The sequence below is a fragment of the Dietzia sp. NPDC055877 genome (assembly GCF_053615975.1).
In genome coordinates, this window is the sequence record NZ_JBSHCV010000008.1 from 98,644 (window position 1) to 116,948 (window position 18,305).

At 71.2% G+C, this 18,305-nt stretch carries 12 protein-coding genes; 6 read left to right on the top strand and 6 right to left on the bottom strand.

The genetic code is table 11. The features are described from left to right. Positions 1 to 3: 3 nt before the first annotated feature. The 3 genes from ACWGLC_RS10805 to clpB form a co-directional block, all read right to left on the bottom strand. Entirely contained in the window at positions 4 to 2,172 is a 2,169-nt protein-coding gene (locus ACWGLC_RS10805; RefSeq protein ID WP_452099913.1) for a hypothetical protein, read from the bottom strand. Between the two features lie 60 nt (positions 2,173 to 2,232). Then, entirely contained in the window at positions 2,233 to 3,117 is an 885-nt protein-coding gene (locus ACWGLC_RS10810) for a sulfurtransferase (RefSeq protein ID WP_452099914.1), read from the bottom strand. Positions 3,118 to 3,268: 151 nt separating this feature from the next. Beyond that, on the bottom strand, positions 3,269 to 5,821 hold the full coding sequence (clpB, locus tag ACWGLC_RS10815) for an ATP-dependent chaperone ClpB (RefSeq protein ID WP_452099915.1): 2,553 nt from the start codon (positions 5,819 to 5,821) through the stop codon (positions 3,269 to 3,271). Positions 5,822 to 6,099: 278 nt separating this feature from the next. Between clpB and ACWGLC_RS10820 the strand changes: the two genes are divergently transcribed. Further along, positions 6,100 to 6,930 (top strand): hypothetical protein, encoded by an 831-nt coding sequence (locus ACWGLC_RS10820; protein WP_452099916.1) that lies wholly within the window; start codon positions 6,100 to 6,102, stop codon positions 6,928 to 6,930. 138 nt (positions 6,931 to 7,068) lie between these two features. Next, on the top strand, positions 7,069 to 8,310 hold the full coding sequence (locus tag ACWGLC_RS10825) for a polysaccharide deacetylase family protein (protein WP_452099917.1): 1,242 nt from the start codon (positions 7,069 to 7,071) through the stop codon (positions 8,308 to 8,310). Between the two features lie 30 nt (positions 8,311 to 8,340). On the opposite strand, the gene ACWGLC_RS10830 is transcribed toward ACWGLC_RS10825, so the two are convergent. Continuing rightward, the gene (locus ACWGLC_RS10830) at positions 8,341 to 8,973 is read right to left on the bottom strand and encodes a hypothetical protein (RefSeq protein WP_452099918.1); all 633 of its coding nucleotides are present in this window, start codon (positions 8,971 to 8,973) and stop codon (positions 8,341 to 8,343) included. Positions 8,974 to 9,273: 300 nt separating this feature from the next. Here ACWGLC_RS10830 and ACWGLC_RS10835 point away from each other — a divergent pair, with 300 nt between their 5' ends. After that, positions 9,274 to 10,065, top strand: coding sequence for an ROK family protein (locus ACWGLC_RS10835; RefSeq protein WP_452099919.1), 792 nt, complete (start codon positions 9,274 to 9,276; stop codon positions 10,063 to 10,065). A gap of 37 nt (positions 10,066 to 10,102) precedes the next feature. Here ACWGLC_RS10835 and ACWGLC_RS10840 read toward each other — a convergent pair whose 3' ends face one another. Then, complete coding sequence (locus ACWGLC_RS10840; protein WP_452099920.1) at positions 10,103 to 13,516, bottom strand: DEAD/DEAH box helicase; 3,414 nt, start codon at positions 13,514 to 13,516, stop codon at positions 10,103 to 10,105. Positions 13,517 to 13,725: 209 nt separating this feature from the next. Here ACWGLC_RS10840 and ACWGLC_RS10845 point away from each other — a divergent pair, with 209 nt between their 5' ends. Next, positions 13,726 to 14,997 carry a hypothetical protein gene (locus ACWGLC_RS10845; RefSeq protein WP_452099921.1) on the top strand — a complete coding sequence of 424 codons (1,272 nt, stop codon included), beginning with the start codon at positions 13,726 to 13,728 and terminating at the stop codon, positions 14,995 to 14,997. Here ACWGLC_RS10845 and ACWGLC_RS10850 read toward each other — a convergent pair. Further along, positions 14,974 to 16,035, bottom strand: coding sequence for a DUF368 domain-containing protein (locus ACWGLC_RS10850; protein ID WP_452099922.1), 1,062 nt, complete (start codon positions 16,033 to 16,035; stop codon positions 14,974 to 14,976). The two genes, ACWGLC_RS10845 and ACWGLC_RS10850, sit on opposite strands and share 24 nt — an antisense overlap. Before the next feature lie 154 nt (positions 16,036 to 16,189). Here ACWGLC_RS10850 and ACWGLC_RS10855 point away from each other — a divergent pair, with 154 nt between their 5' ends. After that, positions 16,190 to 16,867, top strand: coding sequence for a hypothetical protein (locus ACWGLC_RS10855; protein WP_452099923.1), 678 nt, complete (start codon positions 16,190 to 16,192; stop codon positions 16,865 to 16,867). Between the two features lie 94 nt (positions 16,868 to 16,961). Beyond that, the gene (locus ACWGLC_RS10860) at positions 16,962 to 18,305 is read left to right on the top strand and encodes an FAD-binding oxidoreductase (protein ID WP_452099924.1); all 1,344 of its coding nucleotides are present in this window, start codon (positions 16,962 to 16,964) and stop codon (positions 18,303 to 18,305) included.

Consider the following 18,305-nt stretch of genomic DNA (forward strand, 5'->3'; position numbering starts at 1 on the left):
CTGTCAGTCCTTGATGTCTGGCGGGAGCTGCAGGCGAGCGGTCTGCTCGACGTCCGGCTCGATTCCGGGCCGCTCCCTGCCCCGAGCGGGCTCGTCCGAATCCGCGGGGCTGGCCCCAGCGTCGGAATCGGTGCCGGAATCGGTGTCCGCGTCTGAGTCGGTCGCCCCGCCGTCGCCCCCCTTGCTCGCGGAGTCCCCGGCCTCCGCCCGACGACGCCGCCGCCCCGACGTCTTCATCTCGGACGGGTCGATCCCCATCCGGGCCGCGAGCTCCGCCACCGACAGTCGCTGCGTGACCTCGGACGGATCCACATCGTCCGCCCCGTGACGCCCACCCGACTCCTGGTCGGCCCCGCCGTGGCGGCCGGTCGAGGGCTCGTCGAGGTCCGAACGCCCGTCGATCCGAGCGGCGTCAAAGCGCTCGACCTCGTCACGGATCTCGTCCTCGTCGTCCTCGGAACCGAGCGGCTTGATGCCCGCCCCGCCGCTGGCTGCGCTCGCGGCCAGCGGGGGAACCGTTGCGTCCTCCGGGTAGGCCTGCCCGATGCCGCGCGTCGGGCGTGACAGCGGGGGCCTCGGCTCGAGATGGTCGGCCGCGACGTCGCCACGTGCCTCCACCGGCGCCGACGGCTTCATGATCTCGTCGAACGGGTCCGACTCCTCGACCGCGGGCTCCACGTCCGCGGCAGCGTCTGCCTCATCCACCGGCTCGGCTACCCCGGCCGCTCCGATGTCCTCGGCCGCATCACCGCGGTCGGCCACCACGGGCACGTCCGACAGGTCGCGCGCGGCGGGCCGGTCGGGCACCAGCCGCAGGTGGCCGGCCCGCCGGGGCCCGGCCGCCGCGGCGACGGGGATCGTCGAGGTCGGCGCGTCGCTCGGAGTGGTGCCTGCCGGGACAGGGCCGGCAGTGGAATCCGCCGGATCGTCGACGACGACGTGGTCCTCCGGGTCCGGCAGCGGAGCGATCCCGTGGGTTCCGGTTCCCACCTCCCCGTCCATGCCCACCGTCGGGTCGGCATCCGGTCCCTCGGCGGAGGCCGGAGCACCGGGGTCCAGCTCCGCCGGCAGCGCGCGGGCCCTGCCGCCGATCGGCGGGAACGGTGCCAGAACGTCGGCGGCCGCGTGCAGGGCCATCACCACGTCGTCCCAGCCAGCGGGGTCGTCGACTCCGTCGATCGTGGCCGCCACCCACTCGCCCTCCGCCCAGACCCGGCGCACGCTCGGCGGCACATCCCGCACGGATTCGATCAGGCGGTCCCGGTCGACGAGGTCCAGGCGCCCGTAATCGGTCGTTCGGGCCTCGAACCCGCCGACGTCCCCGGCATCGTGGAAGCCCGGCTCGGAGTCGACATCCGGGCGGCTGAGGTCGAGGACGACATCGGAGGCGGTGTCGCGGCGCAGCGCCAGGACGGTACGACCACCGGTCACGCCCATGATCGCCCGACGGCCGCGGAACACCCCGTGGGAGACGGTGCCCAGCGCGCTGAGCCCGCCCGCGAAGTCACCGTGCCGGAACTCGGGGGCCGGCGTCGGGGTGGGGGCGAACTCGCGGTCCTCCAGCCAGCGCACCACCGGCGAGCCGGCGAGCGGATCCACGGGCTCGGGCTCGAACTGCTCGGGGCTCCGCCTGGTCGCCCTGCGTGTCGGCAGCAGTGCCCGGACGCGGTCGAGAAGTCGCGGCGACGACTCCACCGTCGGCTCGGTCGGGTCCAGCGGAGCGGGAACGGCGACGGACGCGGCGGCGAGGGCCTCATCGTCAGCGGCGGCGTCGGCGTCGGCGGTAGAGACGGCCTCAGCATCGGCGGCAGAGACAGCCTCGGCGTCAGCATCGGCGACAGGGTCGGCAGCGGCTCCCGCGACAGGATCCGCGTCGGCTGCACGCTGGAACGGAGCGAGCCTCGGTTCGCCCGGATCCCCTGCCTGCCCGTCGTCCGCGTCCCCCTCCCCGGTGGGCGGTGTGGAGTGCTCGGCGGCGTCGTCGTCCCGGTCGTTCTCCACGGCGTCACCGCCGGCGCCTTCGTCCTCCTCGCCGGACGACCTCGCTCGATCCTGCTCCACCTCCGGCCGCTGAGCGTCGGCACGGCCACGACGCTGCTTCGCGTCCAGACGCAGGATGATGAGCGCCGCCACGAGCAGCACGAGGGCCAGAAGGAACCAGAACAGGACCATGCACCAAAGGGTAGTCAGCCGCGGCGGCCCGCCCCCACACCCGCCGCGGCGCTGCGGGGCTTAGCGCGGGTTTTCCCCCAGCGCGATCGGGCGCGAACGATCCGCCGACCACTGCGACCACGAGCCCGGGTACAACCCGCCCACGTCCAGGCCCGCGACCTCCATAGCCGCCAGCGCGTGGCAGGCGCGGATGCCCGACCCGCAGTAGATGACCGCGTCCTTGCCCTCCGTCACACCCGCGTCCGCGAACATCCGGCGGATCTCCTCCGCCGGCAGGAACCGCCCGCGCTCGTCGAGGAATCCGTCCGTGGGCATGTTGATCGCGCCCGGGATGTGGCCCGCGCGCGAATCCATCGGCTCCGTGCGGCCCGCGTAACGGTCGCGATGGCGCACGTCGATCAGCACACCCCGGTCAGGCCATTCGGCGGCCGTGTCGGCGTTGACCGTCCGCATGTGATCGAACCTGAAGGTGAAATCGCCGTACTCGATCGGGTTACCCGGACCCACAGCGAGGTCCTCGCCCTCCGCGATCCAGGCCTTCAGGCCACCATCGAGCAGGGAGACGTCCTCCTTGCCCGCCCAGCGCAGCAGCCACCAGGCGCGGGCGGCGGACATGTTGCCACTGTCATCGTAGATCACCACGCGGCTGTCGTCGTTGATCCCGATACGGCGCATCGCCTCCTGGAACTCGTCGCGAGGCGGCAGCGGGTGGCGACCCTCGCGCGTGGTTCGCGGGCCCGCGAGGGCGGACGACAGGTCCAGGTACTGGGCGCCCGGGATATGGCCGGAGAAATAATGCTCGCGTCCGTGCGGATCGCCCAGCTGCCACCGCACGTCGATGATCACCGGAGTCGGCAGCGTAGCGACGTCCTCGATGAGCTCGCGGGCCGTGACGAGGAGGGGACTGACCTGGTTGATGGTGGCGGAAGCGGGATCTGTGGTCACGGGGCCAAGGATAGTCGCGACGACGATGAGGTGTGCCGTTCGGCGCCGTGAACGCACGAGGGGCCCGACCACCATCCCCGGTGGCCGGGCCCCTCGATTCCCACGTGCGGTCAGCCCACGGCCGCTGCGCCTCAGGCGAGGCTGCTTCGCGTCAGGCGAGGCTGAGCGAATCCCCGTCCTCGGCGAGCGAGACGGTGACGGTGTCGCCGTCGCGGATCTCGCCGCCCAGCAGCGCCCGGGCGAGCTTGTCGCCAATGGCCTGCTGGACCAGCCTGCGCAAGGGACGGGCGCCGTAGGCGGGGTCGTAACCGCGCCGGGCGAGCCAGCCCTTGGCCGCGTCGCCGACCTCGAGGGTCAGCCGCCGCGCCTTGAGGCGTGCCGCGAGCTCGTCGATCTGGATGTCGACGATCGACTCGAGCTGCTCCTCGCTGAGCGGGTCGAAGATCACCACGTCGTCGAGCCGGTTGATGAACTCCGGCTTGAAGGCGCGCTTGACCGCGTCCATCATCTGCTCCCGCGTGCCACCCGCGCCCAGGTTGGAGGTGAGCACGAGGATCGTGTTGCGGAAGTCGACCGTGCGGCCCTGCCCGTCAGTGAGGCGGCCGTCGTCGAGCACCTGCAGCAGGATGTCGAAGACGTCCGGGTGTGCCTTCTCGACCTCGTCGAGCAGGACGATCGTGTACGGCCTGCGCCGCACCGCCTCGGTGAGCTGCCCGCCGGCCTCGTAGCCGACGTAGCCCGGAGGGGCCCCGACCAGCCTCGAGACCGAGTGCTTCTCGGAGTACTCGCTCATGTCGATCCGGACCATGGCCCGCTCGTCGTCGAACAGGAACTGCGCGAGCGCCTTGGCGAGCTCCGTCTTACCCACGCCCGTCGGGCCCAGGAAGAGGAACGAGCCGGTCGGCCGATTGGGGTCGGCGACCCCGGCGCGCGCCCGTCGGACGGCGTCGGAGACGGCCTGGACGGCCTCGCCCTGGCCCACGACCCGCTTGCCGAGCTCGTCCTCCATGCGCAGGAGCTTCTCGGTCTCGCCCTCGAGCATCTTGCCCACGGGGATGCCGGTCCACGTGGAGACGACCTCCGCCACGTCCTCGGGGCCGACCTCCTCCTTGAGCATCGCGCCCGATGCGGCTTCGGATTCCTCCGCGTCGGCGAGCTGCTTCTCCAGCTCCGGCAGCCGCCCGTAGCGGATCTCGGCCACCCGGGCGAAGTCGCCGTCACGCTCGGCCTTCTCGGACTCGGTACGCAGCGCGTCGAGCTCCTCCTTGACCTTCTGCACGCCCTCGATGGCGTTCTTCTCGTTCTGCCACCGCGCGGTGAGCTCGGCGAGCTTCTCCTTGGAGTCGGCCAACTCGCCCTGCAGCGCGACGAGCCGGTCCTTGGAGGCTGCGTCGGTCTCCTTCTGCAGCGCCATCTCCTCGATCTCGAGTCGCCGCACGATCCGCTCGACGGCATCGATCTCCTCCGGGCGGGAGTCGATCTCCATCTTCAGACGGCTGGCTGCCTCGTCGACGAGGTCGATCGCCTTGTCCGGCAGGAACCGGGACGTGATGTACCGGTCCGAGAGCGTCGCCGCGGACACCAGCGCGGAGTCGGTGATGCGCACACCGTGGTGCACCTCGTACCGCTCCTTGAGCCCGCGCAGGATGCCGACGGTGTCCTCGACACTCGGCTCCCCGACGAAGACCTGCTGGAACCGGCGCTCGAGGGCCGCGTCCTTCTCGATGTACTTGCGGTACTCGTCGAGCGTGGTGGCGCCGACCAGCCGCAGCTCGCCACGGGCCAGCATCGGCTTGATCATGTTTCCCGCGTCCATCGAGCCCTCGCCGGTCGCGCCGGCGCCGACGATGGTGTGGATCTCGTCGATGAAGGTGATGATCTGACCCTCGGAAGCCGTGATCTCGTCGAGGACGGCCTTGAGCCGCTCCTCGAACTCGCCGCGGTACTTGGCGCCGGCGACCATCGATCCCAGGTCGAGCGAGAGCAGCGTCTTGCCCTTGAGCGACTCGGGGACGTCCCCGGCCACGATGCGCCGGGCCAGCCCCTCCACGATCGCGGTCTTTCCGACACCGGGCTCACCGATGAGCACGGGGTTGTTCTTGGTCCGCCGCGAGAGCACCTGCACGACCCGGCGGATCTCCGAGTCACGCCCGATGACCGGGTCGATCTTGCCCTCGCGCGCACGGGCGGTGAGATCGGTCGAGTACTTCTCGAGTGCCTGGTACTGGTCCTCGGGGTTCTCGGTGGTCACGCGGGTGTTGCCCCGGACCGAGGTGAACGCGGCCTTGAGCGCGTCAGCGGTGGCGCCGAGCTCACTCAGGATCCTGGCCGCGTCGCCACCCGTGTGCCCGGCGGCGATGCCGACGAGGACATGCTCGGTGGAGACGTAGGCATCCCCCATCTCTGCCGCGAGCTCCTGCGAGGTACTGATGACGGCGAGCGCGTCGCGGTTGAAGTTGGGTGCGGCCATCCCCGAGCCGGAGGCCTTGGGGTAGCCGGCCACGAGCTCTTTGGCCTGGCTCAGTGCCAGCTGCGGGTCGATGCCGCAGGCCTGGAGCAGGGGGCCGGCGATGCCGTCCTGCTGTTCGAGGAGCGCCACGAGCAGGTGGCCCGGACGAACGTCCGGGTTCCCCGCCGCGGAGGCGGATTGGACTGCGGCCGACAGAGCCGCCTGGGTCTTGGTCGTGGGGTTGAACTGGCTCATGCGACCGGTCCTTTCTTCGACGTATGGTTGAGCGTACTGGAATCAATCCCGGCGCGTTGCCGCTCCGGACAGTCTGTACAACCCACTTCGCCTTGAGTCTATTCCGCTCAAGGTGGGCCGATGATGCGTGAACTCCGCCACGACTGGGTAAGTTTTCATTTCAGGTGCCTCCCCTCCCCTCCCCGGCGCCCGCCCTCCGCGTCCGCCCCCTCGACAGGCCCCCACATGCACCGCGCCCACCGCACCCGCCCCTGCCGCGCCGCGACTCCGGTCCGCCGATGACCTACTGGCGCCCGCATCCGGCGATAACCGCCGTCGTCTACCTCCTCGCGATCACCGTTCCGATCGCCATCGTCCTGGCGGTGATCGGCTCGTCCCCGACGCTGCTGGAGAAGGTGCCCGAGGAGCACCGCGGGACCGTCGCCGCGTTCGGCGACGGCGCCGCCCGCCTGTCCGGTTCGGACGGGGGGATCTTCGGGTTCGACGACGCAGGCGCCTCGAACTCCACCGTCCAGGGCCTGCCCCTGCCCCGCCACGGGGACTGGTCTCCACGGCGCCCCGGGGACTATTCGTCCCCGGCCGGCCTGGCCTCCGGAATCGACTACTCGGTCGAGATCACCGAGGACGGCCACATCACGCACTGGCCGTGCGAGCACGAGATCCCCGTCCGCTCGTTCGACGCACCTCCGGGCAGCGAAGGGGACTTGATCTGGGCGATCGAGACGCTGGCCTTCGCCAGCGGCCTGCCCCTGCGGTACGCGGGCCCGGGAACGGACGGCGAGCGGGACGCCGAGGACGCCATCTCCGTCTTCCACGGGGACCATCCGATGTTCAGCGACCCCGAGATCGCGGGCGTCGGAGGGGTTGCGGCCTGGCCGCACGGATTGGTACTGCAGGGCGCGGTCACGCTTCGGCCCGGTCAGGTCACCCCGTACCCCGGCGACCCGTGGAGCCGCAGGCTGACCCTGCACGAGCTCATGCACGCCGTGGGCGTGGGTCACGCAGGCGACCATCGTCACGAGATCATGACCACCAGACGACTCGACGACTTCAGAACAGCCCTCGGGCCCGGTGACCAGTTCGCCCTCCACATGGTCGGCTGCCGCTGATCGCCACCGCCACCGTCGCCGCCCCCCGAAATAAGGAATCGCTCGCCGTGGCGACAGGAATGTCAGAGCCGTCGACTATGGTCATCGCGACGGCGATACACAAGAGAACGGCGCCGCGAGCACAACGGATGGGATGAGATGACTGAGGCGGGCTTCAACCGAGCTGAGCAGCAGAATTATCCTCATTCCCTCTCCCTCCGGCCCCCGACGAGACGCCCCCTATGGAGCCGTCCACTGGGCCCCGCTGCCGTCGTCGCGGTTGTCGTCGTCGGCCTCATCGCGGCCCTGGTGGGCCGGCGCCGGACCGCCACGACCAGCCAGCTCTCATCATTCCCGTCGGCTGCCAGCGTCCGAGCCGAGGCCGCGGCCGCGGCCGGGGTCAACGAGCATCGCGACGACGACGAGCTGCCCGTCTCCGGTAGTACAGACACCCCCGGCCCGGCCGGATCGGGGCACCCCTCCCCGCCCGGATCCCACAAGGCGTCCGCCGAGCGCGTCGGCGTCGCCGGGCAGTCGCGTACCGGGCGTCGTCGTCCGGCTACGCGCGTCGCCTTGGCCGCGAGTCTGCTGACGCTGTGCACGGTCGGCTCGGCGATGGTGTCCGGTATCGCGCCCAGCACCTTCACCATCGCGTCGGCGGCCAGCTCCGACATCCCACTGCCGCCGGAGATCGCCGCGATCGTCGAGGAGCCCCGGCCGGACTGCACCGTCCTCAAGTGCGCGGTCCTGACGTTCGACGACGGCCCGGACCGCCACACGACCCCCGCACTGCTGGACGTCCTCGAATCCCGCGGAGTTCCGGCCAACTTCTTCGTGCTGGGCACGCTCATCGCGGGTAACGAGGACATCGTCCTCCGCATGCAGCGGCTGGGGATGGGCGTGGAGAACCACACCTGGGATCATCCCGACCTGACCATGCTCTCCCCCGCCGGCGTGACCGACCAACTGGCCCGGACCAACCAGGAGTTGTCCCGGGTGCTCGGGTACACACCCCGCTACATGCGGCCCCCGTACGGTGCGTGGACGCCCGGCTACACCCCGACCCACGGGATGCGTCCAGTGCTGTGGGAAGTCGATCCGCAGGATTGGTTGTACCGTAACTCGGCGACCGTCGTGCAGCACGTGGAAGGTCAGGTCGCCCCCGGTGACGTGATCCTGCTGCACGACATCCACCGGTCCTCGGTCGACGCTGTCCCGGGGATCATCGATTCGTTGCACGGCCGCGGGTACACCTTCGTCACCCTTGACGACCTGTTCGAGGCACGGCCCAACTGTCCCGTCGAGTTCTACTGCGCACCTCCGGCGCCCGGCCCGGGAATGGCGGCCCCGCTTCCCGCGCCACTGGCCGCCACCCCGTCACCGGTCCTGCCCGCCAACTAGTAGCAGCGGTGGCGGTAGCGGGCAGGGCGCCTACCTGGTCAGCCGCCCCTCGACCATGTACTCGCCGGTGGGCGGCTGGTACTCGGCACTGATCCCCGTATCGGATCCCCGGGTGATGAGCCAGGTGCCGGTGGGGTCACAGGCGCCGGAGTAGATCTCTTCCCGGTAGACGCGCGCCCCGCCCTGGTCTCCCATCGGGATAAGAGCGCCCCGACATCCCGAGTTCGGGTAGCTCACGCCGGACCCGGCGGAGGAGAAGCTCATCCGCACGTCGACCGCGTAGTCAGACTGGCCCGGCCCGCGCTGGACCAGTTGGCCACCGTAGTTGCCGGCCGCCGGGGCGATCATGTTCTCCCCTGGCTGCGGCGATGTGGTCGGCTGGCCGGGTTCGGCAGACTCACCTGGTGCGGCCGGCTCACCGGGCGCGGCCGGTTCGCCCGGCGCGGTCGGCTCACCCGGCGCGCGGGTCGCGACGGGGTCGCCGGCAGTGGCGGCGCCGTCCTGTTCCGCCCCGTCACGCTCGTCATCGGTCGGCGCGGTGGTCTCGGCGGCCGCCGGCTGTTCCGCTGCGACCGGAGTGCCGTCCTCGGAGTCACGATCGACCACCAGGAACACCACGAGCGCGATCAGGGCGCCCGCCAATACGCCGACGAGCAGGAGCATCGGTCCCTTCGACGGCCCACGTCCGCGAGGTTCGTCACGGCCACCGGCCATAGCGGCCGAAATCGGTTCACCGCGCCTGTCACCCATGCACGCCTCCTCGACGAGTACTCGAGCACGGCGCCCTGGATCCGACAGGCCCGCGCCCCTGGAACCTCGATCATCGCACTCCTCGCGACCCTTCGCCCCGTATCCGCATTCGCGTCCGGGCGCGTCCGGGACTATGGACGCCCCCGATCCATCTACTCCCACGCCCGCGCCGAATTGAGAGGACAATGGTGCGCAGCAAACGGAGGTGTGCAGATGAGAGACGGCGTCGTCGTGGACATGGGCGGCAGCGGAACGCGGATCGGTGCGGTCGTGGACGGCCACGTCGTACGGGTGCACAGTGCCCATGTCGCCACCGCGGAGGATCTCGCGGCGGCCGTCCTCGCCGTGGACCCCGCCCCCGCCGGCGTGGGCGTCTCCCTCAGCGGCAGTGTCGACGCGGACCGGGGCCGGGTCCTGGCCTCGCGGGCAGCGGCCTGGGCCGAGGGCGACCTACGCACGGAACTCGTCGCCCGGATCGAGGCCCCGGTCTCGGTGATCGGAGATGGGGACGCCCACGCCCTGGCCATGACCCGCCTGCCGAAAGTCCGCCACGGCGGCATCGCGATCTCCCTCGGCGCATCCCTGGCATTCGGCGCCCTCAACAGCCACGGCGCGCTCATCCATCCCTGCGGTGTCACCGGGTGGGACATGGGGCACTGGCGGATCGTGGACGACCACACCAACACCGAGGCGTGGTGGGCACTCGGCGGCCACGGCCTCTACGACCTCGAGCGCGAGCACGGTGACGACGCGGCGGAGCTCTACGCGTACCGACTTGCCTCGTTCCTCGTGGACACCGTGCAGATGTTCCGGCCACAGACGGTGCTGCTCACCGGCGGGATCGTGGTGGGCCTGGGCGAGGCGCTGCACGGCCCCGTCGCCGAGCAGCTCAACACCCTGCCGATCTCCGTGCCGACGCCCCGGGTCGTGTACTCGCCCTCCCGCGACACCGCCCTGTTCGGGGCGGCGGTGGCGGCGGGGCTCGCATTGCCGGAGATGCGCTAGGACCGGCGCGAGCGGTCACCGCCGGCCCGCAGCGTCGCTATTCGAGCAGCCCCCGCAGGTCGTCGGCGGTCAGGGCGGCGGAGAAGTGCTCGCCACTGTCCAGTACGGAGGCGAAGAGTTCGGCCTTGCGCTGCTGGAGTTCCACCACGCGCTCCTCGATGGTGTCGCGGGCGACCATCCGGTAGACCAGCACCGGGCGGGTCTGGCCGATGCGGTGAGCCCGGTCCACGGCCTGCGCCTCGGTCGCCGGGTTCCACCACGGGTCCAGCAGGAACACGTAGTCGGCGCCCACGAGGTTCAAACCCACTCCGCCGGCCTTGAGGCTCAGGCAGAACACCTGCGCCCCGCCTTCGGTGAACTGCCCCACGGCCCCGGCGCGGTCGGTGGTCTTGCCATCGAGGTGCGCCACCGTGATCCCCTCGGCCCGCAGCCGGTCCACGACGGTGTCGAGGTAGGTGGTGAACTGACTGAACACCAGCGCACGATGCCCCTCGGCCACCACCTCACGCAGCGAGGCCACCAGCTCGTCCGTCTTGGCGGACGGGATGTGCGCGTGGTCCGGATCGATCAGCGACGCGTCCAGGCAGAGCCGCCTCAGCACGGTGAGGCCGGCGAGTATCGAGATGCGGTTGGCGTCGAAGTCGTCCAGCAACGCCAACAGTGAGGCCCGCTGCCGGGCGAGCTCGCGGTCGTAGATCCGGCGGTGCGCGGCCGAGAGGTCGACCTCCATCACCGCATCGGAGCGCGGTGGCAGCTCCCCGGCCACCAACTCCTTCCGACGGCGGAGCAGGAACGGCCGCAGTCTGCGGCGCAGGCGCTGCAGCGCCTCGGCGTCGCCGTTCTTCTCGATGGGGGTGCGGTAGAGCGCCCGGAACTCCTTGGCATCGGGCAGCACGCCCCGGCAGGACAGTGCTGCCACCGCCCAGAGCTCGGTGAGGTTGTTCTCCATGGGCGTTCCGGTGACCGCCAGCAGGAAGTCCGCCCGCAGCCCGGCGAGCGCGGCGAAGAGCTTGGACGACGGGTTCTTGGCCTGCTGCGCCTCGTCGAGGAACACTCCCGCCCACGGCACGTCCGCGTACGACTCGGCGTCCAGGCGCAGGACGGTCGCGGAGGTCACCACGATGTCTGCCGTGGCCGCGTCATCGGCGACCGTGGTGGCGGACTTGGCCTCCGTCGCCGACCGGCGGGCGACCCGTAAGGAGGGGACGAACTTGCGCGCCTCCGCCTCCCAGTTCGGGACGACCGAGGACGGTGCCACCACGAGGAACGGCCCCGGGGACGCCTCCGTGGTCGAGCCCACGCCCTCCGAATGTGCATAGGACTCGTGGGCGTGGGCGATGAGCGCCAACGACTGGATGGTCTTTCCCAGGCCCATGTCATCGGCGAGGATCCCGCCGATCCGGTGCCGCCACAGCATGGCCAGCCAATCGAGCCCCTGCTGCTGATACGGCCTCAGCTCGGCCTCCAGCATCACGGGCACCGGGACGGGATCGGGCGTGTCGGAGGCCAGCTCGAGCAGTGCCTTGGCACGGCCCGTGGGCGGGGCCAGGTCGTCGGCCAGTTCGGCCAGGTCCGCAAGCAGTCCCGCCTGTCCCAGGCCGATCCGCATCCCGGTGCCGTCGGGGGTCCGTCCGGCCTTGTCGGCAGAGGCCGCGATCGCCTCCTCCAGCAGTACCCGCAGCTCCCCGAACCGCTCCAGATCCACCGTCACCAGCACGCCGTCGGCCGTGACGAATTCCTCTTGCCCCCGGACCACCGCCTCGAAGACCGCGGCGAACGGCACCGGCCGCCCCTCCACACTCACCGCCACCGACAGGCCCAGCCAGTCGATCCCCGAGGTGTCCTCCTCGGTCTCCACCGAGACCCGCAGCCCTTCGGCGGCCCGTCGGATCTCGGGCACCTCGTCCGAGACGGTCACGCTGATGTCCTCCAGCGCGTTGAGCTCGCCCACGCCCTCAACGAGCAACGCCCCGGCGTCCGCTCCGCCAACCCGGAACCCACCGACGTCGACCAGCCATTCCCACCCGGCCTCCGCGACCGCGTTCATCAACTCGATCGCGCGCGGGTCCGCCTCGTGCGGCCCGGTGAGCCCCAGGTCCGCCTCGGTCAACGGACTGCTCCGCCGCGTGTGCGTCCCGTCGGACATTCGCAGCACCATGACGTGGTACCACTGCGCCACCAGGTCCAGACCGGAGTCGATCCGCCGCCGACCCGGCCCGGAATCGCGGACTGTGGAGGGGCGGATGGTCAGCTCCAACTCCACATGGTCGAACTCGGGCAGCTCAAGCCGCCCCACGCGGTCGATCACCGGGAAGCGCTCGACCAGCTCGGGCAGGAACTCCGCACAGAACTCGGCGACCGCCTCGTCGGGGATGCTCAGTGAGCGCCACCTGCGCAGCCGCTCGGCCACCCCGGGCTCCAGCCGCCCCACCGGGCAGAGCTCCAACACCCGGCCGCTGATCACCGCGACCATGTCCCCGCGCTCACCCACGAGAGCGCCGGGCAGGGGGCGTCCGAACTCGTCGTCGTCACGGTCGTCGTCATGGTCATCGAGGTCGCCGTGGTCGTCGTCGTCGTCACCTCCATCCGGGCCGCCGGCACCGTCCCGCGGTACCTCTGCCGCGGCGACCACGACCAGCTCCGACCCGTCCGGACTCCAGGTGGTCAATCCCACGCGGCGCGGCGGGCCGGGCCGGACGTCGAGCAACCCGTCACCGGGCACGATCTCCACGTCCGCCTCCGCCGCCGTGGCGAACAGGGGCCAGAGCGCGGGCACCTCGGCGTCGCACAGATCGAGCCACACACGCGCCTGACGATGACTGCGCGCGAGGGCGTCGACGGCCCGGAACCACCCGGACTGCGCGTGCGACATCCCGCCGTCCCAGCCGTAGCGCAGCCGATCCCACTCCACACCCGCCGACTTCCAGCGGCCGCCCTTACCCGGCACCACGATCCGCGCCTTGAGCCGGTTGCCCAGCCCTGGCTGGATGCCACCCGAGCCGTGCTCGAGCTCGGAATCGTCCGCCACCAGCGACAACTGGAGTCCGATCACCGGAGCCTCGACAACGTGCGCGCGGTGCATCTCGAGCGACTTCACGGACTCCTCCGCCAGCCTGCGCCACTCCGGGATGGCCGCGTGGTGGCGCCTCTGCTCGCCCACGAACAGCAAGAGCGCCGCGGCGTGCTTGCAGTTCAGCGCGACCGGACACGAGCAGATCGAGCGGGTGGGCCGGGCCGAACCGTCCGGGTCCGGCGCCGTGAGGTGGACGGCCGTGGAGTACCACCGGGAGCCGCTGCCCCGGACCTCGGCGGTGAACCGACGGTCGTCCGAGTGGTAGGTGACGCGCCGGAGCCTGCCCGCGTTCGCGTAACCGCGAGCGCGCCCCAGCGCGGCCGAGCCCACGAAGGACTCGATCTCGGACTCGGGGACCCACACGTCGGACTGGAGCACGCCGCCAGGCTAGAGGACGACGACGACAACGCGGCCCGCCGCTCGGCCCGGGGGCCCGTCCCTGTGGAGACGGACAAGGCTGTGGATGGCCGGGGGCTGCGGCCTGTCGGACTGCGGCGCTACTGTGTCGACACCCGATCGATCGTGATCCACCATGCTCGACGCACATCCGGGACCCGCCGGTCTCACCAGGCTCGCCAGGAGGCTCCATGACCACCCACGGGGGAGAGCCGGTACCGCTCGCCGCCGCCCTCGACGCGCTGCGCATGGCCGGAATGGGGTCCCCCCGCGCCGAATCGCCCCACGACGAACCGCCCCGCGCCGACGGTGCCGATTCCGCCGCGGGGCCCGCGCGGGTCGCCGCGCACTGGCCGGACGGACCCGGTCGGGTCCTCGAGCGCACCGACGCCCTCGTGCTGTCGGAGGTCGCATGGGATCGGGACGTCGTGTTCGACGCTGTCCGCGAGGTCGCCGCGCTGGCGCACCTCGAGTACACACGGATCCGCCTGATCGAGGACCCGGCCGAGTTCCCCGTGGACCCGGAGGCGTTCGCCGAATTGTGCCGCGACGAGCGCTCGGAGAACCCCCTGCGCATGGGGTGGGTGCGCCACCTCGGGATCCTGGCCGACCGGCGGCTCGTGCGCCGGCTGCGCGAGTGGTCGGCGACGCACAGCCGCACCGCGGACCCGGTCTCGGGCGGAAGCGACGGCCTCGGTCACGTCGTGCGCGCCTATGCCGAGGCCGGGCGCTGGGTGGAGACCGACGGGGTGTTCGAGGGGATCCTCCTGTCGCCGGTCACCGACCTCGTGGAGGCCTATGTCGGGTTCATGATCGACCAGGGCGCGGCCGGATGGGACCACGACTGGCATCCCCGGGACGGGGTGATCGAGGAGTTCGGGACGGACCTGGAGATCGGCCGGCTCCTCACCGACGCGTTCTGTGCGGGGCTCGGCTATCTCGCTTTGGTGGACGGCGAGATCGCGATCGCTCGACGACCGGTCCTGCGTCTACTCGGGGCACCGGGGGTAGACGGGCGGCCGCGGTTTCACCACGAATCCGGGCCCGCCATCGAGTTCGCCGGCGGCGCCGGGCTGCACTTCCTCACGGGCGTCCTCTTCCCGGGCTGGACGCACCGGGCGATCGTCGACGGCGCGCTCACGATGCGGTACGTCCGCGACATGGAATGGCCGGACGTGAGAATCGCCGCGTACTCGTCCATGCCGCCGGCCGCGCTCCTCGACGGTCTCGAACCCGAACTCGTCGACATGGGCGCCGAGGGCACACTGCTGTACCGGATCGACGCCATGCCCGATCATGACCGACCAGTCTGGTACACGGTGACGACCGACCCGTCCACGAACCGTGAGCGCGGCGAGTTCGTCCCACCCGAGGTGGGAACGCAGAAGTCTGCGGACGCCGCCCGGGCCGCAGCCCTGGGCGTCTCCGTCGAGGACTACCTACGCAGGATCCTCGGGGGCTGATTCGTCCGCTGCCCGGCGGGACAACGTGCGCTCGGCGATGATCACCACGCTGACGATGAGTACGCCCCCGATCGCGGCCGCCACCACGACAAGCCAGTCGTCGCCGGGGCCGAACACGGCGCCCACCTCGTCGTCACGCCACGGCCACAGGGCGCGCAGCGAGCCGATCATCAGACCCACCATGACGATCAGCGTGGGTTTGCGGAAGTCCTCCATCAGTCGATCGAGGACCTTGACGAACAGCGCGATCCCCACGAACGCGCCGGCGATGAACACCGCGATGTACGGGATGTTCCGGTCGCTGACGGCGTTCATCGTGGGCACGTACAGACCCAGCGCCATCAGCAGGAACGAGCCGGACATCCCCGGAAGCACGAGCGCACAGATCGCCACCGCTGCCGCGACGAACACCAGCAGGTAGGACGGATCGCTGATATCGCCGCGGGGCAGGCTGGTCAGCGAGAAGGCCAGCACGGCGCCCACCACGAGTAGGAGTGCGAGCACCCACGTACGCCCACCCGGGGTCTGGCGGGCCATGCTCAACGGCACGAAGATACTCGCGGCCACCATGCCGAAGAACAGGCCGCTGGAGATCTCCGGCTGGTTCTCGACGAAGTCTCCCAGCACGCCGGCCATGGTGAAGACCATGGCGAGCATGCCCAGCGCGAGAAGCCCGAGCAGCCACCAGTCGGCGTGCCGGAACGCGGCCCTGGTCCGGGCAGCCCGGCCCTTGCCGAGGATCGCCGAGCGCATGCCGTCGACGATGTGCGCGCCGGTGTCGAGCAGACGCGGGTACACGCCCACGACCAGCGCGACCGTGCCACCCGAGATACCCGGGACCAGCTCGGCCATACCGATCAGTGCGCCTCTCAGCACATTGCCGACCGCCTCGACCGGGCCGGGCCGACCGGGGACGGGGCTGGCGGGATCGAGATCGGAGTCCGCAACGGGGTCGTGGTGCACCGACTCGGCGGGCACCGTGCCGGCGGGCGTGGCCTCGACGGGCTCGGAGTCGGGACGGGAAGGCTCGACAGACATCCCTCCACCTTCCCCGAAGAACCACCCGGGCGGCTAACCACCACCCGCTTCGCCGCAGGAAGTGTGACCAACCCGTCATCGCCGAGGCGACTAGAATCGATCTGCAGATCCGCGCCCTCCTCGCGCGCGGGCCGGCGGGAAAGGAGCGTGCGCGATGCCGATGCACTATCCCCCGCTCGCCGACGGCACCTACCGCTACGGCGACGAGCCCCGTCCGCTGCCCTCCCCCGAGCCCGGCCCCGACCCCCTGTCGCCGAACTCGCCGCCGCCGACCGCTCCCGGCCTCCCCGGCGACGCATCACCGCCCGTGGCGCCCGCCGGATCATCCCGCCCGCGCGGAACCGTCGCCGCTGTCGCGATCGTGGGCGGGCTCGCGCTCGTCGTCGTCGCCGTCGTCGGCATGGCACTGTTCGGCCCCGGCGCCGACCGCAGCGGCCCCACCGACACCATCCGTGGTCCGTTCCCGGGCTCCGGCCCCGCGCAGGCGCCGATCCCCGGCCCGGGCGAGTTCACCGTCGACGGCACGTTCACCGTCGTGTCCACGCCCGCCGACCCCGTCTCCGGCGACCGCGCCGGCTGCGACATGCCCGACTCCCTCTCCGACATCGGCGAGGGCACGCCCCTCACCCTCGTCGAGGACCACACCGGCCGCGAGATCGATGCCCGCCTGGTCTACGACGGCGGCGACCTGTCCTCCTGCATGTTCACCTTCCAGTTCCCCGACGTCACGCCGGACGGCACGCTGTACCTGATCGAACTCCCCGGCCGCGGCCAGCTGGTCTACACCGAGGACGAACTGCGCGCGGGCGTCGACATCTCGTTGGGCCGGTGAGCCCGCCGCCGCGGCTAAGCTGAAGACCACGCCCGACGACGACAGCCACGGCCAACGGGAGTACCAGACGACGACGTGACGGGAGGCGCATCAGGTGGGCAGCAAGAAGCGCGGACCGGAGGACGCGAGCGACGTGTGGTCCACGGACGGCGCGGGCCGTGTGGACGACGATTACCGCCTCCCCGACGTCGAGGAGGTCGTCGACGACATCGACCTGGAGCCCTACCTCGATCGGCGCCACGACCCGCTGGCCGGGCCGCTCGACGAGCCCGCCGCAGTCGATGTCTCCGCGCCCCCGCTGCTGGTGCTGCGCGACCTGCTGAACGACGAGCGCTTCCCCGAGATCTTCCACCGCGCGCTACGGCACGCCGACCCCGACTTCCGTGAGTTGTTCCCGCGCGACGCCGGGCCGGTGCTGCGCGAGTTCGTTCGGGCGATGTCGTGGGCGCTGGTCACCACCGAAGAGGCGCGGGGCGACCGCACGAAGGTCGAGGAGGTCGTCGACTTCGCCCGGCACCTGGGCGCCGACCACCGCAAGCTCGAACTCGCTCCCCGGCACCATCAGCGTTTCGGAGAGGCGCTCACCAACACGCTGCGGCATCTCGCCGGGAAGGACTGGGACGACAGACTGCAGACGACGCTGGGCACCGCGTACCGGGTGCTGTCGTCTGCACTTCAGCAGGGAGCCGGGCAGGAGGACGGGCCCGCACGCGTCGGCGCGACCGTCGTGGAGGTGATGCGTCCCACCCGGGACGTCGCGGTGGTACGGCTGATCAGCGACACCATGATCGACTACCACCCAGGCCAGTACCTGAGTGTGCTCACGCCGTACTCGCCGGGCGTGTGGCGGCGGCTGAGCCCGTCCATCCCGTCGAACCCGGCCGGGCAGATCGAGTTCCACGTCCGCGATGTGCCGGGCGGCGAACTCAGCGGCTCGCTGGTGCGTGGCGTGGGCGTCGGCGACCGATGGGTGCTGGCCCGGCCGCTCGGCATGCTCGAGGTGGACCGCACCGAGCCGTTCCGCGACGTGTTGATGATCGCCGGCGGCACCGGGATCGCGCCGCTGCGCTGCCTCGTGCTGGACATGCTGCGCCACGGCCAGAACCCGCGCGTGCACCTGTTCTACGGCGCCCGGTTCCCCGGCGACCTGTACGACCTGCCGACCCTGGTCGACCTCGCGGCCACGTCCCCGTGGCTGACCATCCAGCCGGTGTCGGAGGAGGACGAGGATCCGTGGTGGGCCGGCCCCGCCGAGGAGCTCCCCCGGACACTGCACCGGCGCCAGACCGGGACGCTCGTCGACGCGGTCACCCGCTGGGGCTCGTGGGCGGACCGCCAGGTGATCATCGCCGGCTCGCCCGACATGCTGCGCGCGACCGTCCGTGGCATGGTGGCCGCCGGCACCCCGCGCGAGAACATCGACTTCGACCGCCCCTGA